Origin of the sequence: Amycolatopsis sp. NPDC058278, from assembly GCF_042881395.1 — a bacterium.
Lineage (GTDB): Bacteria > Actinomycetota > Actinomycetes > Mycobacteriales > Pseudonocardiaceae > Amycolatopsis.
The window spans coordinates 62295-76928 of sequence record NZ_JBHVXZ010000027.1; the positions used below are offsets into that span (position 1 = coordinate 62295).

General features: G+C 70.6%; 13 protein-coding genes. 7 read left to right on the forward strand and 6 right to left on the reverse strand.

Annotation, left to right across the window (positions count from 1 at the left end; genetic code table 11):
* Nucleotides 1–32: 32 nt before the first annotated feature.
* Together ACFVYA_RS16750 and ACFVYA_RS16755 are read right to left on the reverse strand one after the other, a co-directional pair.
* Entirely contained in the window at nucleotides 33–1076 is a 1044-nt protein-coding gene (locus ACFVYA_RS16750; RefSeq protein ID WP_387045851.1) for an ABC transporter ATP-binding protein, read from the reverse strand.
* Complete coding sequence (locus tag ACFVYA_RS16755; RefSeq protein WP_387045854.1) at nucleotides 1073–2299, reverse strand: extracellular solute-binding protein; 1227 nt, start codon at nucleotides 2297–2299, stop codon at nucleotides 1073–1075. The genes ACFVYA_RS16750 and ACFVYA_RS16755 overlap by 4 nt, the downstream gene beginning before the upstream one ends.
* A 62-nt stretch (nucleotides 2300–2361) precedes the next feature.
* Here ACFVYA_RS16755 and ACFVYA_RS16760 point away from each other — a divergent pair, with 62 nt between their 5' ends.
* The 5 genes from ACFVYA_RS16760 to lysA all read left to right on the forward strand — a co-directional run bounded on the left by ACFVYA_RS16760 (nucleotide 2362) and on the right by lysA (nucleotide 7207).
* Nucleotides 2362–3066: a GntR family transcriptional regulator gene (locus tag ACFVYA_RS16760; protein WP_285994007.1), complete on the forward strand. Its 705-nt coding sequence runs from the start codon at nucleotides 2362–2364 to the stop codon at nucleotides 3064–3066.
* On the forward strand, nucleotides 3063–3968 hold the full coding sequence (locus ACFVYA_RS16765; RefSeq protein ID WP_387045857.1) for a dihydrodipicolinate synthase family protein: 906 nt from the start codon (nucleotides 3063–3065) through the stop codon (nucleotides 3966–3968). Before ACFVYA_RS16760 ends, ACFVYA_RS16765 begins: the two co-directional genes overlap by 4 nt.
* Before the next feature lie 506 nt (nucleotides 3969–4474).
* Nucleotides 4475–5479, forward strand: a complete 1005-nt coding sequence (locus ACFVYA_RS16770) for a fatty acid desaturase family protein (protein WP_387045859.1) — start codon at nucleotides 4475–4477, stop codon at nucleotides 5477–5479.
* The gene (locus ACFVYA_RS16775) at nucleotides 5476–5658 is read left to right on the forward strand and encodes an RGCVC family protein (protein ID WP_285987163.1); all 183 of its coding nucleotides are present in this window, start codon (nucleotides 5476–5478) and stop codon (nucleotides 5656–5658) included. The genes ACFVYA_RS16770 and ACFVYA_RS16775 overlap by 4 nt, the downstream gene beginning before the upstream one ends.
* Before the next feature lie 205 nt (nucleotides 5659–5863).
* Nucleotides 5864–7207: a diaminopimelate decarboxylase gene (gene lysA / locus ACFVYA_RS16780; protein WP_387045861.1), complete on the forward strand. Its 1344-nt coding sequence runs from the start codon at nucleotides 5864–5866 to the stop codon at nucleotides 7205–7207.
* Here the strand turns inward: lysA and ACFVYA_RS16785 are convergent.
* Nucleotides 7200–8732, reverse strand: coding sequence for an APC family permease (locus ACFVYA_RS16785; protein WP_387045863.1), 1533 nt, complete (start codon nucleotides 8730–8732; stop codon nucleotides 7200–7202). The genes lysA and ACFVYA_RS16785 overlap by 8 nt on opposite strands.
* Nucleotides 8733–9009: 277 nt before the next feature.
* Between ACFVYA_RS16785 and ACFVYA_RS16790 the strand changes: the two genes are divergently transcribed.
* Nucleotides 9010–9486, forward strand: coding sequence for an Lrp/AsnC family transcriptional regulator (locus ACFVYA_RS16790; protein WP_285987166.1), 477 nt, complete (start codon nucleotides 9010–9012; stop codon nucleotides 9484–9486).
* Nucleotides 9487–9528: 42 nt separating this feature from the next.
* Here ACFVYA_RS16790 and helR read toward each other — a convergent pair whose 3' ends face one another.
* Complete coding sequence (gene helR / locus ACFVYA_RS16795; RefSeq protein ID WP_387045864.1) at nucleotides 9529–11736, reverse strand: RNA polymerase recycling motor ATPase HelR; 2208 nt, start codon at nucleotides 11734–11736, stop codon at nucleotides 9529–9531.
* A gap of 100 nt (nucleotides 11737–11836) precedes the next feature.
* A complete protein-coding gene (locus ACFVYA_RS16800; protein ID WP_387045866.1) occupies nucleotides 11837–13654 on the reverse strand; it encodes a LamG-like jellyroll fold domain-containing protein in 1818 nt (605 codons plus the stop codon).
* 79 nt (nucleotides 13655–13733) lie between these two features.
* Between ACFVYA_RS16800 and ACFVYA_RS16805 the strand changes: the two genes are divergently transcribed.
* Entirely contained in the window at nucleotides 13734–14126 is a 393-nt protein-coding gene (locus ACFVYA_RS16805; RefSeq protein ID WP_387045867.1) for a VOC family protein, read from the forward strand.
* Here ACFVYA_RS16805 and ACFVYA_RS16810 read toward each other — a convergent pair.
* A complete protein-coding gene (locus ACFVYA_RS16810; protein ID WP_285987170.1) occupies nucleotides 14102–14584 on the reverse strand; it encodes a DUF6328 family protein in 483 nt (160 codons plus the stop codon). The genes ACFVYA_RS16805 and ACFVYA_RS16810 overlap by 25 nt on opposite strands.
* Nucleotides 14585–14634 lie beyond the last annotated feature (50 nt).

Genomic DNA, 14634 nt, shown 5'->3' on the forward strand with positions numbered 1-14634 from the left:
CGCGGGGTGAGCGGCACCGATCGTCGCCGCGGTCACGGCGCGAACACCAGGACCCGCTCGGCGGGAACACCGATCTTGACGGTGTCCCCGGGCGCGAGGCGCTTGTCCGTCCGGAAGTAGACCGGCACCCCGGTCTCCAGCCGGGCCGAGACCGACAGCTCGCGGCCGTGGTACTCGACGATCTCGACCGTCACGTCGAGGGCGTTCTCCGTGCCGTCGCCGACGACGAAGTCCTCCGGGCGGATCGCCACCTTCGCGGGGCCCTCGGTGAGCGTGCCGCGGCCGGCCAGGCGGACTCCCGCGCCTTCCACGGTGACCGAAGAGCCGGCGGTTCCGGTGACCGTCACGTCCAAAAGGTTGCGGTAGCCCATGAACGACGCGACGTAGCTGTTCACCGGCTGGGCGTACACCTCCTCCGGCGTGCCGATCTGCTGGACCGCACCCTCGCGCAGGACCACCAGGCGATCGGCCAGCGACAGGGCCTCCTCCTGGTCGTGGGTGACGTACACCGTGGTCAGGCCGAGCGTCTGGTGGAGGCGGCGGATCTCCATGCGCATCTCGAGCCGGAGCTTGGCGTCCAAATTGGACAGCGGCTCGTCCATCAGGACCACGGGCGGCTCCAGCACCACGGCGCGGGCGATGGCGACGCGCTGCTGCTGCCCGCCGGACAGCTGCGCAGGGAACTTCGCCGCGTGCTCGGTCAGCTGGACCAGGCGAAGCGCTTCGTCGACGCGCCGGCGGGCTTCGGCGCGGCCGACCTTGCGCATCTTGAGGCCGAAGCCGACGTTGGCGCGGACGGACATGTGCGGGAACAGCGCGTAGCTCTGGAACACCATCCCGAACCCGCGCTGTTCCGGGGGCTGCCCGTCGATGCGGGTGTCGTCGAGCCAGATGCTGCCCTCGGTCAGGGGCAGCAGGCCGGCCAGGCAGTTCAGCGCCGTCGACTTGCCGCAGCCGGACGGGCCGAGCAGGGCCACGAACTCGCCACGCGTGATGGCGAGGTCGAGGCCACGCAGGGCGTTCGCGGTGCCGAAGCTGCGCGAGACGCCGTCCAGCCGCAGCTGCCCGAACGTCACTTCTTGCCGACCTTCGAGCCGCCGACCAGCTGGTTCCACTTGTCGAACGCCTTGACCTGCTGCTCGGCGGGCAGCGAGGTCTCCTTGGGGTACTGAGCGATCCACTGCTCGTACTCCGGGCGCCCGAACTGCCGAAGCGTGTCCTGGCTCTTCTGCGGCGCCATCTGCAGGGTGACGTCCTTGACCGCGGGGCCGGGGTAGAAGTACCCGTCGTCGTAGGCGATCGCCTGCTGGTCGGGCTTGAGCATCCACGCGATCAGCTGCAGGATCGCCGACTCCTGATCAGGCGAAAGACCCTTGGGAATCAGGGCGTACTGAGCGTCGGTGACCCAGTGCATCGGCTGCATGATCGCCGTCTTGACCGTGTTGGGCACCGTGCCGAGCTTGCGCGGGTTGATGTCCCAGCCGGTGGTCGACGTGATCATGTCCACCGCACCGGACGCGAGGTTCTTCATCGTCTCCGTGGTGCCCGAGGGGTAGTACTTCACGTACTTGCCGAGCTCCTGCAGGAACGCCCAGGTCTTGTCCCAGCCCTTGTCCGGGTCCTTGGGGTCCTTGTCGCCGAGCAGGTACGGCAGGCCCATCAGGAACGTCCGGCCCGGGCCGGAGTTCGACGGCTGGGCGTACTGGAACTTCTCCGGGTGCGCCTTCGCCCAGTCGAGCAGCTCCTGCGGGGACGCCGGGGCGGCGGGCACCGCGCCGGGGTTGAACTCCAGGAGCGGGCCCGAGGGGTAGTAGACGACCTCGACGCCGTAGCCGTTGGCCAGCTCCTGCATCTTCGCCGCGGGCTCGAGGTAGTTCTGCATCAGGTTGGGGAACCGGCTCGAGAAGTCCGGCAGGACCTTCGCCAGGGTGCCGTTCGCGATGCCGGCGGAGAGGCCGTCGGTACCGCTGAGCACCAGGTGGGTCTGGGCGACGCCGCCGTCCTGCTCGGCCTTCAGCTTGCCCGCCATGCTCGGCGCGGGTGCCGTCGAATAGGTGACCTTCGCCAGCACTTCCGGGTGCGCGGCCTTGAAGTTCTCGATCATCTGCTTGGTGAGCTGCAGGTTGCCCGCGACGTCGAGGATGTTCAGCTCGACCGGCTTGCCCGGCTTGTCGGGGACGGCCTGGGGATCAGCCGCCTGGCCGCCGTCGCCGCCGGGCGCGCCGCAGGCCGCCAGACCGGCGGCGAGACCCATCGCCAGCAGCACTCGTCGGAATCGGAGGCCGGTGCAACGCTGCATGGCTGCTCCCTAGGTCCGTGATAATGTTGTATGTCGCATCGTATATCAGATCGGACATGCCAGTGGCGAGCACTTCTTCGGCCCGGAGGCCGCCGCCGCCCGTTTCACGGACGGATTTCGTCCGCGACGCGATCAAGGAAGCGATCTTGAGCGGGGAGTTCGGGCCGGGCGAAACGCTCGTCGAAGCCGAGGTCGGCGCCCTGCTCGGGGTGTCGAAGACACCGGTGCGCGAGGCCCTGCGGATCCTGGCCGGTTCCGGTTTGGTCACGATGAGCACGTACAAGGGGGCCGCGGTCCGGGTCATGGACGCCGAGAGCGCGTACGCGGTCTACGACCTGCGGGCGCTGCTCGAGCCCGAAGCCGTCCGGCGGGCCGTCGAGCGGGGTGCGGACTTCGGCGAAGCGCGGCAGGTACTGGCCGGGGTCGAGACCGGCGCGGCCGCCGGCGACCGCGCGAAGGCCAGCCTGGCGAACCGGCTGTTCCACCGCGCGCTCTACGCCGGGTGCGGGAACCCGTTGCTGGTCGAGGTCCTCGACGGGCTGCGGGACCAGGCCGCGCTGATCACCGTCACCGGCTGGGGCATCAGCCCGACCTGGCAGGGCGAAGCGGCCGAACACCGGGCGATCCTGAACGCCGCCGAGAGCGGCAACGCCCGGCAGACCGAACACCTGCTGCGCCAGCACATCACCGATTTCATCGACCGGGTCGGCTTCGGGCTGCCCGGCGAACGCACCACCGAGACCGGCGATCCGAAGGGGGCCCGATGACGTTCGAGGAGCAGAGGCGGCGGCTTTGCGGGGTGGTGGCCATCCCGGTCACGCCGTTCGACGCCGAGGGCGCCGTCGACGGCCAGACGTACGCGAAGCTGGTGGACCGGCTGATCACCGGCGGCATCGAGGTCGTGACGCCGAACGGCAACACCGGCGAGTTCTACGCCCTCGACGCGGGCGAAGCGCGGCACTGCCTCGAGGTCACCGTCGAAGCCGCGGCGGGCCGGGCGAGCGTGCTCGCCGGGATCGGCCACGACGTCGCGTCGGCGACGCGGGCCGCGGTCCACGCGCGGGACACCGGCGCCGACATGATCATGATCCACCAGCCGGTGCACCCGTACATCTCCGGCGACGGCTGGGTCGACTACCACGCGACGATCGCCAACGCGGTGCCGGAACTCGGCGTCGTGCTCTACGTCCGCAACCCGGCGATCGCCGGTGAGCAGCTGCGCGCGCTCGGGGAGGTGGCACCGAACGTCATCGGCGTGAAGTACGCGGTGCCGGACCCGGTGCGGTTCGGCACGGTCGCCCGGGACGCGGGTTTCGAGCGGTTCGTGTGGATCGCGGGACTGGCGGAGCTCTCGGCACCCGGCTACTTCGCCGTCGGCGCCACCGGCTTCACGTCCGGGCTGGTGAACGTCGACCCGGCGATCTCGCTGGAGATGTTCCACGCACTGTCCACAGGGGACTATCCGGCGGCGATGACCGTCTGGGAGCGGATCCGGCCGTTCGAGGAACTCCGCGCCGCCAACGGCAACGCCAACAACGTCAGCGTGGTCAAGGACGCGCTGGGCCGGCTGGGCCTGTGCCGCCCCGATGTCCGGCCGCCGAGCCGGCTGCTGACCGAACCCGAACGGGAGCAGCTCACCGGACTGCTTTCCTCGTGGGGGCTTTTGTAACTGGCGGCTCGTCGGCGGGACGGGGGGCGGTGGTACCGAACCCCGGCTCGTCGACGAGCCACCCGATGACAGGGTGTCTTCCGGGCACGAAACCTCGTTGCCGCAACCTGATTGGGCGCCCCGGGCGTCGCTGTGCGCAACTGCGGGCGGCTGCTCGCCGGTCGAACGACCGGCACGGCTGCGAGACGAACGGGTCAAGAACCCGGCTTCAGCTCCTGTCCCCGGCCGATCAGACCGGCCGGAAGGTCTCGGGGTGTGCGGTAGGTCACCGTCATCCCGATGTGGCTGACTCTACACCTTTTCGGTGGCCAGCGGGGAATTGCCAACGAGAGCGCCGGATGGGAGGCTGTGGGGAGGACGCGGTACCACCGCGACCAGGCCCCAGTGCCCTTTCCCGAACCGGACCCAGACCCCGTCAGGGCTGGAAACCGTTGCTGGACAAGCCTTTAGGACTTACCCAGAGCGGTGCGTTGATGACTTCCACGCAAATTTCCGATACTCCCGCGATGCCCGGCAGTGATTTCGCCGAGTTGTCGCGGCTCATCAAAGAGGCGGGCCTGCTGCGGCGGCGACGCCGCCACTACGCCGTGCGGATGGGGCTCAACCTCGCCGCGTTCGGCGGCGGCTGGGTCGCCTTCGTCTACCTCGGTGACTCCTGGTGGCAGCTGTTCCTCGCCGCGTTCTTCGCGATGGTCTTCGCGCAGCTGGCGTTCATCGGCCACGACGCCGGGCACAAGCAAATCTTCCAAAGCCGCAAGGCGAACGACGCCACCGGCTTGGTCCACGGCGGACTCACCGGGTTGAGCTACGGCTGGTGGATCGGCACGCACGCGCGCCACCACGCCAATCCCAACCACGAGGACGAAGACCCGGACGTCGACATCGCCGCGCTCGCGTTCAGCAAGGCGCAGAGTTCGCAGAAGCGCGGTTTCCTGCGCTGGATGGCGAAGTACCAGGCGTTCCTGTTCTTCCCGCTCCTCCTGCTCGAAGGCCTCAACCTGCACGTCTCGAGCGTGAAGGCGGTGTGGCACGGAGACGTCCGCAAGCACAAGCTCGAATCCGCGCTGCTGATCGCCCACCTCGTGGCCTACCTCGCCGCGGTGTTCATCGTGCTTTCGCCGCTGACCGGGATCATCTTCGTGCTGGTGCACCAGTTCCTGTGGGGGCTGTACATGGGCTGCTCGTTCGCCCCGAACCACAAGGGCATGGAGATGCTGACGGCCGGGCACAAGCTCGACTTCCTGCGCAAGCAGGTGCTGACCTCGCGCAACGTCCGCGGCGGCCCGGTGACCGACTTCGCCCTCGGCGGGCTGAACTACCAGATCGAGCACCACCTGTTCCCGAGCATGGCCCGGCCGAACCTCAAGCACGCGCAGGTGATCGTCCGGGACTTCTGCGCCCGGCACGAGATCTCCTACGCCGAGTGTGGCTGGGCCCGCTCGTACGGGTACGTGCTGCAGCACCTCCACGCGGTGGGGGAGCCCCTGCGGACGGCAAAGGTGACACCGTGACGGCCCCGGTGCCCGACGCGCCGGACGTCCCCCGCAACGGCACGCAGTGCCCGAACTGCCCGCACCCGGTCGGCACGCACGACGCGATCGCACGCCGCTACTGCGCCGCGACGGCGGCCGGCCGGGAAGCCGACCGCGGCTGCGTGTGCGGCTCGGCGGCGGACCACCGGGCGCACTGACCGGACCCGGCCGACGCGCCGGGCCACCGGCCGCCCGCGGACGCTCTGCGCAGGTCAACTGGGGTGTGGCCGATGTTACTCCCGCGTTAACAAGACGTCAGCGAGCGCCCGGAAGCCGTCAGGACGGCATTCACGGGTGATCTCCGGAGCCGCTCGCGGAGGTGTCCTGGCGACATCCGATCCGCCGTGATGCCCGGAGGCACCCGTGACGCTCAGCGAGCTTCTTCCCAGCCTCGGCTGCGAAGCCGCCGATCACCTCGAGCCAGGAGTCTGGCCGCGAAGCACCCGAATCGGCGAGGACGGCGAACTGCTCTTCGCCGGCGCGCCCGTCAGCCACCTCGCCGCCCGCTTCGGGACGCCGTCCTACCTCATCGACGAACAGCAGGTCCGCGAGACCGCACGCGAGTACCGCGAAACGCTGCCGGACGTCGAAGTCGCGTACGCCAGCAAGGCGCTCTGCACGCGAGCCGTACTGCGTTGGGTCGCCGAAGAGGGCTTGTCGCTCGACACCTGCTCCGCCGGCGAGATCGCCGTCGCGCGTTCGGTCGGCTTCCCCGCGGAGCGCATGCTGCTGCACGGCAACGCGAAGACTCCCGAGGACCTGAAGGCCGCGCTCGGCTACGGCGTCCGGCGGATCGTCGTCGACTCGCTCGACGAGATCGAGCAGCTCGGCGCGCTCGCCCACGGCGCTCAGCAGGTGATGATCCGGGTGACGCCGGGCGTCGCGGCCGGGGCGCACGCCGCGATCAGCACCGGCACCGAAGGCCAGAAGTTCGGCTTCTCGCTCCTCGACGGGGTTCCGGACAACGTCGACGCCGCCGTCGAAGCCGTGCGAAGGCAACCCGGGTTGCGGCTTCAGGGCCTGCACTGCCACATCGGGTCGCAGGTCTCGCGCGTCGACCGGTACGAAGCGGCCGCGCGCCGGATGGCCGAGGTGCTCGTCCGGATCCGCGACACCCACGGCGTCACGCTGCGGGAGCTCGATCTCGGCGGCGGGCACGCGGTGCCGTACTTCGGCGGCGAGCCCGCGTTCGACCTCGGCGGCTACTCGCGGCGCCTGCGCGTGGCGCTCGCCTACGAGTGCACGGCACACCGCTTTCCCCTGCCCCGCCTGACGATCGAGCCCGGCCGCGCGATCGTCGGGCCCGCCGGGATCACGGTCTACCGCGTGTGCGCGGTCAAGCGCGGCAGCCGCACGTTCGTCGCGGTCGACGGTGGCATGAGCGACAACGCACGGCCGTCCCTCTACGGCGCGCGGTACACGACACGCCTGGTGGGACGGCGTTCGACGGCGAAGCGCATCCCGATGACCGTGGTCGGCAGGCACTGCGAAGCCGGTGACGTCCTCGCCGACGGCATCAGCCTGCCCGTCGACCTGCACGCGGGCGACCTCCTTGCCGTGCCGTGCACCGGCGCGTACCACCACTCGCTGGCGTCGAACTACAACCAGGTCGGCCGCCCGCCGCTGGTCGGCGTGCGCAACGGGGTCGCGACGCTGCTGGTGCGCCGCGAAACCGAAGAAGACCTCAGCCGCCGCGACCTCAGCTGACGATGCTGTCGCAGCCGCGCGGCACGACCCCGCGCGGCAGGCGCCGGCCGGCGAAGAACTCCCGGCAGGCGCGGTGGACGGCGAACATCAGCGGCACCCCGAGCACGATCGACACCACGCCGATCACCGCGACGCCGCCGATGCCGAACACCGTCGTCTCGCCCGCGTCCGGCCGCGCGTACTCGATCAGCGCGAACACCAGCACGGCCAGGAAGAACACGCCGCCGGTGAACGGCAGCAGCCCGCGGAGCACGAAGTTGCGCACGCTCGCGAAGAGTGTCCGGCGGAACACCCACACACAGGCCAGCGCCGTCATCGTGTACTCGATGGCGATGGTCAGCCCGACCGCGTCCACCGAGTCGGCCAGCACGTTGTCGCTGACCAGCGCGAGGAGCACGTACACGGCCAGCGAGACCAGCCCGAACGCCCAGGTCGCCACCGTCGGTGTCCGGAACCGCGGGTGCACGCGCCCGAAGACGGGCGGGAGGGCACCGTGGCTGGCCATCGACAACGTCGTGCGTGCCGCCGGCATGATCGTCGCCTGGCTGGTGGCCGCGCCACTGGTCAGCACGGAAACGATCAGCAGCACGCCGAGGACCTTGCCGCCTCCGCCGTCGCCGAACACCGCGCCGCCCAGGCCGGCCAGGACGTCGTCGGCATTGGCCGCGTTCCCCAGGCCGATCCCGTCGGTGCCGATCCCGGCGAAGGCGAGCGCGGCGACCGTCACGAGCAGGTAGTTCAGCACGAGCAACACCGTCGAAAGCACCGCGGCCCGCCCCGGCGCGCGGCGCGGGTCGGCCGACTCCTCGTTGACCGACAGCGAGCTTTCCCAGCCCCAGTAGATGAACACAGCCAGCAGCACCGCCGAAACCGCGGTGCCGGCCGAGACCCCGCCCGGCCACAGCCAGTCCAGCCGCGGCACCGTCGCCTGCGGTCCGGCCGTGCCGTCGAAGACGCGGACCAGCGCGACGGCCGAGAAGAGCACCAGGACGGCGAGCTCCACGCCGAGCAGGATCCACTGCGCCCGCGCGGACACCTCGATGCCGCGGTGGCAGAGCCAGCACAGCGCCAGCAGCCAGGCGGCCCCGATCGCCGTCGTCACCCACCGGTTGCCCGCCGCTCCGGACGCGCCGAACAGCAGCAGCGTGTACCGGCCGGTGAGCGCGGACTGGCTGCTCATCACCAGCAGCTGCGCGACCGTGACGACCCAGCCGGTGAACCACCCGGCGTGCGGGCCGAACGCGCGCGCCGCCCAGGTGAAGTTGGTGCCGCAGTCGGGTTCCGCGGTGTTCAGTTCGCGGAAGGCGAAGGCGACGAACAGCACCGGGACGAACGAGAGCAGCACGAACGCGGCCGCCTTGAACCCGGTGCCCGCCAGCACGATCAGCCCGAGCGTGGCCGCGATGGAGTACGCCGGCGCGGTCGACGACATCCCGATGACCATCGACGACACCATGCCCAGCGCGCCGGCGCGCAGTCCCTTCGCGGGAACGGCGGGGGCGCCGAGCGCCACGGCCTCCGACATGCGTTGGTCCTCCTGGGTTGCCGAGACGGGGGTTGCCGGTACGACCGAGCGGCCAGACGCTACCCGGCGTGGGCGGGTGCGCGGGTCCGGCTGTGCGCGGGCGCACAAAACCGCCTCGGAAAGCCTTGTCGATTTCGGCTTCGACCACCGATTCCTCGGCTGAGCGCGGCGTGCACGTCGAATCGCGCGAAGCTGCCCCGGAGGGCTCGCTTTCTCCGCAGGTCTCGATACGCTGCGCACTTGACAAATCACATGCCGAAACACAGGGAGGGACGGCATGGGTGACGAATCACGTGCGCGCGCGCTGGACAATACGGACAGATCACTGATCGACCTGCTTCAGAAGGACGGCCGGGCCTCGTTCACCGCGCTCGCCAAGGCGGTCGGGCTTTCGGAGGGAGCGGTCCGCCAGCGCGTGCAGCGGCTGCTGCGCGACGACCTGATGCAGATCGTCGCGGTGACCGACCCCGCCAATGTGGACCTGACGCGCCAGGCCATGGTCGGCATCAACGTCGACGGCGTCGATCCCCGGGAAGTCGCGGACAAGCTGGCCGAGCTGACGAACGTGCACTACGTCGTGCTGTGCGCCGGGCGCTACGACCTGCTGGCCGAACTGGTCTGCCGGGACGACGACCACCTGCTCGACGTGCTCGGCGAAGAGATCCGGAAGATCCCGGGTGTGTCCGGGACCGAACTGTTCGTGTACCTGAAGCTGGCCAAGCAGAACTACTCCTGGGGCCGGCTCACGGCGTAGCGGCCGGGGATGACGGGCGTCGCCGCCCGCCACCCCCGTTCCCTACAGGAATCGCCGGTGCCCGGACCTCGCGGGCACCCCGGCCTCGACGAGGCCGGTCAGCGCCGCCGGGAGCGGATCCCGGTGCAGCACCCCGAGGCGCTGCGTGGCGCGCGTGAGCGCGACGTAGAGCTCCGCCGCGCCACGCGGGCCCGCGGCCAGGATCCGCTCCGGCTCGACGACGAGCACGGCATCGAACTCCAGTCCCTTGGCCGCCGAGGCCGGGATCGTTCCCGGCACCCCCGGCGGCCCGAGCACGACGCTGGTGCCTTCGCGGCCGGCTTCGTCGCGGACGAAGTCGTCGATGGCGTCGGACAGCTCCTCGGCCGCCACTCGTCTGGACCACGGCCGGACCCCGCACGCGCGCACCGATTCCGGCGGCCGCACGTCCGGCGCGAACCGCGCCAGCAGCGCGGCCGCGACGGTCATGATCTCCGCCGGGGTCCGGTAGTTCACGGTCAGCTCGCGGTACAGCCAGCGGTCGCCGACGTACGGCGTGAGCACCGGGCCCCACGCCGTCGTCCCCGCCGCCGAGCGGCGCTGCGCGAGGTCGCCGACGATCGTGAACGACCGGCTGGGGCACCGCCGCATCAGCACGCGCCAGTCCATTTCGGACAGTTCCTGGGCTTCGTCGACGACGACGTGCCCGTACGTCCAGTCGCGGTCCGCGGCCGCCCGCTCGGCCAGGTCGCGGGGGTCGCGCTCGGTGAACCGCCCGGCCAGGTCTCCGGCGTCGAGCAGGTCCTCGGCGACCAGCTGGACATCCTCGTCCAGCTCCTCGCGGTCCAGCTTCATCAGCTCCATGACGCCGGAGGCGTACTCGGCCTCGGCTTCCGCCCGCCGGCGCGCGGCGGCACGTTCGGCGGTGTCGTCCCGGCCGAGCAGGTCGGTCAGCTCGTCCAGCAACGGCACGTCGGACACGGTCCAAGCCGGGCCGTCCGCGCGGAACAACGCCGGGTCCGCCCCGGCGGCCTCGAGCCGGCGCGGAGACTCGTACAGCGGCGCCAGCAGCGTCTCCGGCGTCAGGTACGGCCACAGCTCGTCGAGGGCGGTCTCGAAAGTTTCGTGTTCCGCCAGCTCCTCGAGGACCTCGGCGCGGAGGTCCGCCCACAACCCGCGGTCCGCCCGCGTCAGCCAGCCTTCGCCGATCTTCGCCACTCCGCGCTCGGCGACGAGCGCCACGACGCGCTCGCGGAAGACCGCGCGGGCTGCGTTGTGCGGCAGCCCGGTCTCGCGCGCCTCGAGCCGAGCCTGGGCCACGAGTTCGGCGTCGAGTGCCACGGTGACGTCGCCGAGGTCGATCGGCACCGGCTCAGCGGGGACCTGCTGGCGGTCGGCGACCGCGGCGGCCAGCACGTCGAGGATCTCGAGCGATCCCTTCAGCCGCGCCACCTCCGGCCGGTCCTCGGCCGTGACGCGCAGCCCGGGCACCAGATCGCCGGTGGTCAGGAAGACGACGTCCGTCTCGCCGAGCGACGGCAGCACGCGGCCGATGTGGTCGAGGAACAGCGGGCTCGGCCCGACCACGAGCACGCCGCTGCGCGACATCCGCTCACGCCGGGTGTAGAGCAGGTACGCCACCCGGTGCAGGGCGACGGCCGTCTTGCCGGTGCCCGGGCCGCCTTCGACCACCAGCACCCCCGCGTGGCCGAGGCGGATGATCTCGTCCTGCTCGGCCTGGATCGTCGCGACGATGTCCCGCATGCCCTCGCCGCGGGGCGCGTTGACGGCCGCGAGCAGCGCCGCGTCCCCGCGTTCGGTGTCGCCCGGCAGGCCCAGCAGCACTTCATCGGTGAAATCGAGGACCCGGCGGCCCATCGTGTGGAACTGACGGCGGCGGCGCAGGTTTTCCGGCCGCGCCGCCGTGGCCACGTAGAACGGCCGCGCGGCCGGCGCCCGCCAATCCAGCAGGAACGGTTCGTAGTCGTTTTCCGCGTCGAACAACCCGATCCGGCCGACATAGCTGGTTTCGCCCGAACGGGCGTCCAACCGCCCGAAGCACAGACCGTTGTCGGCGACGTCCAGCCGGGCCGCCTCCCGCGACCGGCACCGGACGTCGGTCTCCCGTTCCCCCGGCGTCACCTCGGTTTGCCCGAGTGCACCGTGGTACCGGGCCTGCGCCGCCGCGCGTTCGCGATCGAGCCGCTCGTACAGCGCGGCGACGTAGGCCCGTTCTTTCCGCAATTCCTCGTCGTACCCCTGGTTTGACAAGTTCCCCTCACAGCGGTTAGACTCTTATCAGATTCGGCGAGTTCTTCTGTTGTTTCGAAGAGCACGCAGATTTTTTATTGTCCACCCGCTGTCAAGGGTCTCAGCCCAGCATGAATTCACGCGGGTTCAGCGGCCGGTCGACCACGCGCACGTCACCCAGCAACCCCGCGAAACTGCGGTCGACCTTCCCGCCGTAGGACGAGGCACCGACCAGCCACGAACCGCCCGGGTCGGCGAGCCCGACCGCGGGCGTGGCCGGGTTCCGGACCACCGGGCAGCCGTCGACGTACATCGTCGTGCGCCGGCCGTCGTTGACCACGGCGACGTGCCACCACTTTTCGACCGGCAGCTCGTGACCCCAGTTCGTCGAGGTCCGGTCCTGGTTCAGCGGGTACACCGCCCACTGCAGCTCCCCACCGTCCGAAAGGGACAGTGTGGCCGCCGATTCCTGCGGGTCGTCGCCGGTCTTGCCCGCGGCCGCGCCGCTGCCCTGCCGGGCGAACAAGCCGCACCAGCCGTGGTGGCCGTCCTTGAAGTCCGCGGGCAGCCGGAAGAACGCTTCGACCGTGTAGCCGCGTTCGAACTTCAGCTTGTTGATCGGCGCCGCGTCGACCGTGCGCAGGTAGGCGCCCCGGCTGGGATCGCGGCCGCCGTCGAACCGCAGGCTCGCGCGCGACGGCTGCCGCGGCGAGCACTCGTTCGAGTACTTCAACGCGTCCGGCCCGCTCCCGGGCGCGGTGACGCGCGTGAGGTCGTTGCCGCGGCCGGTCTGGTCGCGCACGACGACGTCGTCCGGCACCGCCTTGCCGTCCTGGCCGCCTTCGAACCGCCAGTACGCGACGGTTCCGGGCACCAGCAGCTGCTTCGCCGGCCGCCCGGGCGGGACCGGCACCGGCGCGAAGCCGCCGAAGCGCTCGGCGAAGTCGATCTCCAGGCTGAAGTAGTCGGCCGTGCCGCTGCGCTCGACCTCCACCTGCTGCAGCTCGCTCAGGTGGTCCTGCGCGGCGAGCCACGGCGAGAACGTCCGGACGTCGATCACGCCGCGCGCGAGGTCGAACTGGTAGAGCCGGACCATCGCGCTGCCGCCGTAGTAGCGGTCCTGGTAGTTGGCGAGGTGGACGTGCACGTCGTGGCCGGTGGCGTTCTTCCGGACGGTCCGCCCGGTCGGCCAGTAGTGGCCGTTGAGGGTGAGGAAGATCTGGTCGTTGTCCTGCACCAGTTCCTGCCAGACGTGCTCGCCGAACGTCGAGAACTGCGCCTGGTGGTCGTCGTCGGCCCAGACCAGCTCGTGGATGGTGAGGATGGCCGGCAGCGTCGGGTGCTGCGCGAGAACCTGCTTCGCCCAGTTCAAGCCGCCCGCCGAGGGCCGCCAGTCGAGGGCGAGCAGCAGCCACTCGCGGCCACCGCCGCGGAAGACGTGGTAGCTGTTGTAGCCGTCCTTCGTCGCGCCGCGGAACGTCGGCGAGGTGCGCTGGCGCTGCGGCCCGAACGCGTCGAGGTACGGCGACGGGCCGCGCTGGTCGTCCTTCGAGCCGTCGATGTCGTGGTTGCCCGCGAGAGTGCTGTACGGGAACCGGCGGCGGTCGAGCGCCTGGAACGACCGGCTGATGCGGGCGAACTCGTCCGCCCGGCCGTTCTGGGTGAGGTCGCCGAGGTGAGCGAGGAAGACAACGTTGTCGTCGGCTTCGTCGAGGATGTACCGCAGCGAGGCGTCCAGCGGGGCCGCGTCGCCGCGGTCCTCGTCGAACAGGTACTGCGTGTCGGGCATGACCACGAGCGTGAAGCGCGGATCTTCCGGGTCCGGGCGGTGCCGGCCGGTGGCTTGGGCGGCCGGCGCCCCGAGGACGTTCGGCAGGGTCGCCGCGGCGGCGACGGCCGGTGCGCCGAGGAGGAAGGTCCGGCGAGAAGTGTCAGTCACGGGCGGGAAGCTACGGGCGGCTTCCGACCACCTCGGCAACTGCTGCCGAACACGGGATGAACAGCGGTACTGTGCCCGCATGAGCGGCCCGCGGGTGTTCCGGTTGATCCAGCCCGTCGACGACATCGAGGTCGCCGTCGCGTTCTACGCGGCCGTCTTCGGCGCCCCCGGCGAGCGGATCGCGGTCAATCGGCACTACTTCACCTGCGGCGGCGTGGTGCTGGCCTGCGTCGAAGCGCCGCTCGAACACCGTGAGCCGCGCCCGCAGCGGGACCCGCGGATCGTCTACCTCGCGGTCGACGACGTCGAGGAGACGTTCGAGCGGGTGCGCGCCGCCGGGCCGCGCTGGGCCGACGACGCCATCGAGACCCAGTTCTGGGGCGAACGCTCCTTCTACGCCGACGACCCGTTCGGCAACCCGCTCTGCTTCGTCCAGGAGGACACGCGCTACTTGGGCGGGCCCGTCGGCTGAGCGTCCGGGTGCAGCCGGAAGGGCATGACGAACCACAGGATGCCGAAGATCAGCAGGCACAGGACGGCCATGATCACCATGGCGATCCAGCCGTAAACCACTTTGGCGATCAACGCGACCGTGGACGTGATCGCCAGGGCCAGGCAGACCAGCCCGACCAGCACGAGCCGGTTGCCGACGGTCAGGATCCGTTCCCGGCTGCCGGTGCGGAACAGCAGCCGGTGCCACGCCGCGGGCGCGGTCAGCAGGGCCGTGGCCGCCACCGCGAGCGCCACCGCGGACAGGTGCAGCGACTTCTCGAACCCGCTGGCGTCGTGGAACCGGTCGGTGAACACGACCGACAGCAGGAAGCCGAAGAGGATCTGCACCCCGGCCTGCGCGACGCGCAGTTCCTGCAGGAGCTCGCCGATGTTGCGCGTGAGCTGCTCGTTGCGGGTTTCGCCGGTGTGTTCGGGCACGAATGCACAATAACCGGACACCGGAGTGTCCACACGACGGCGAATCCGTG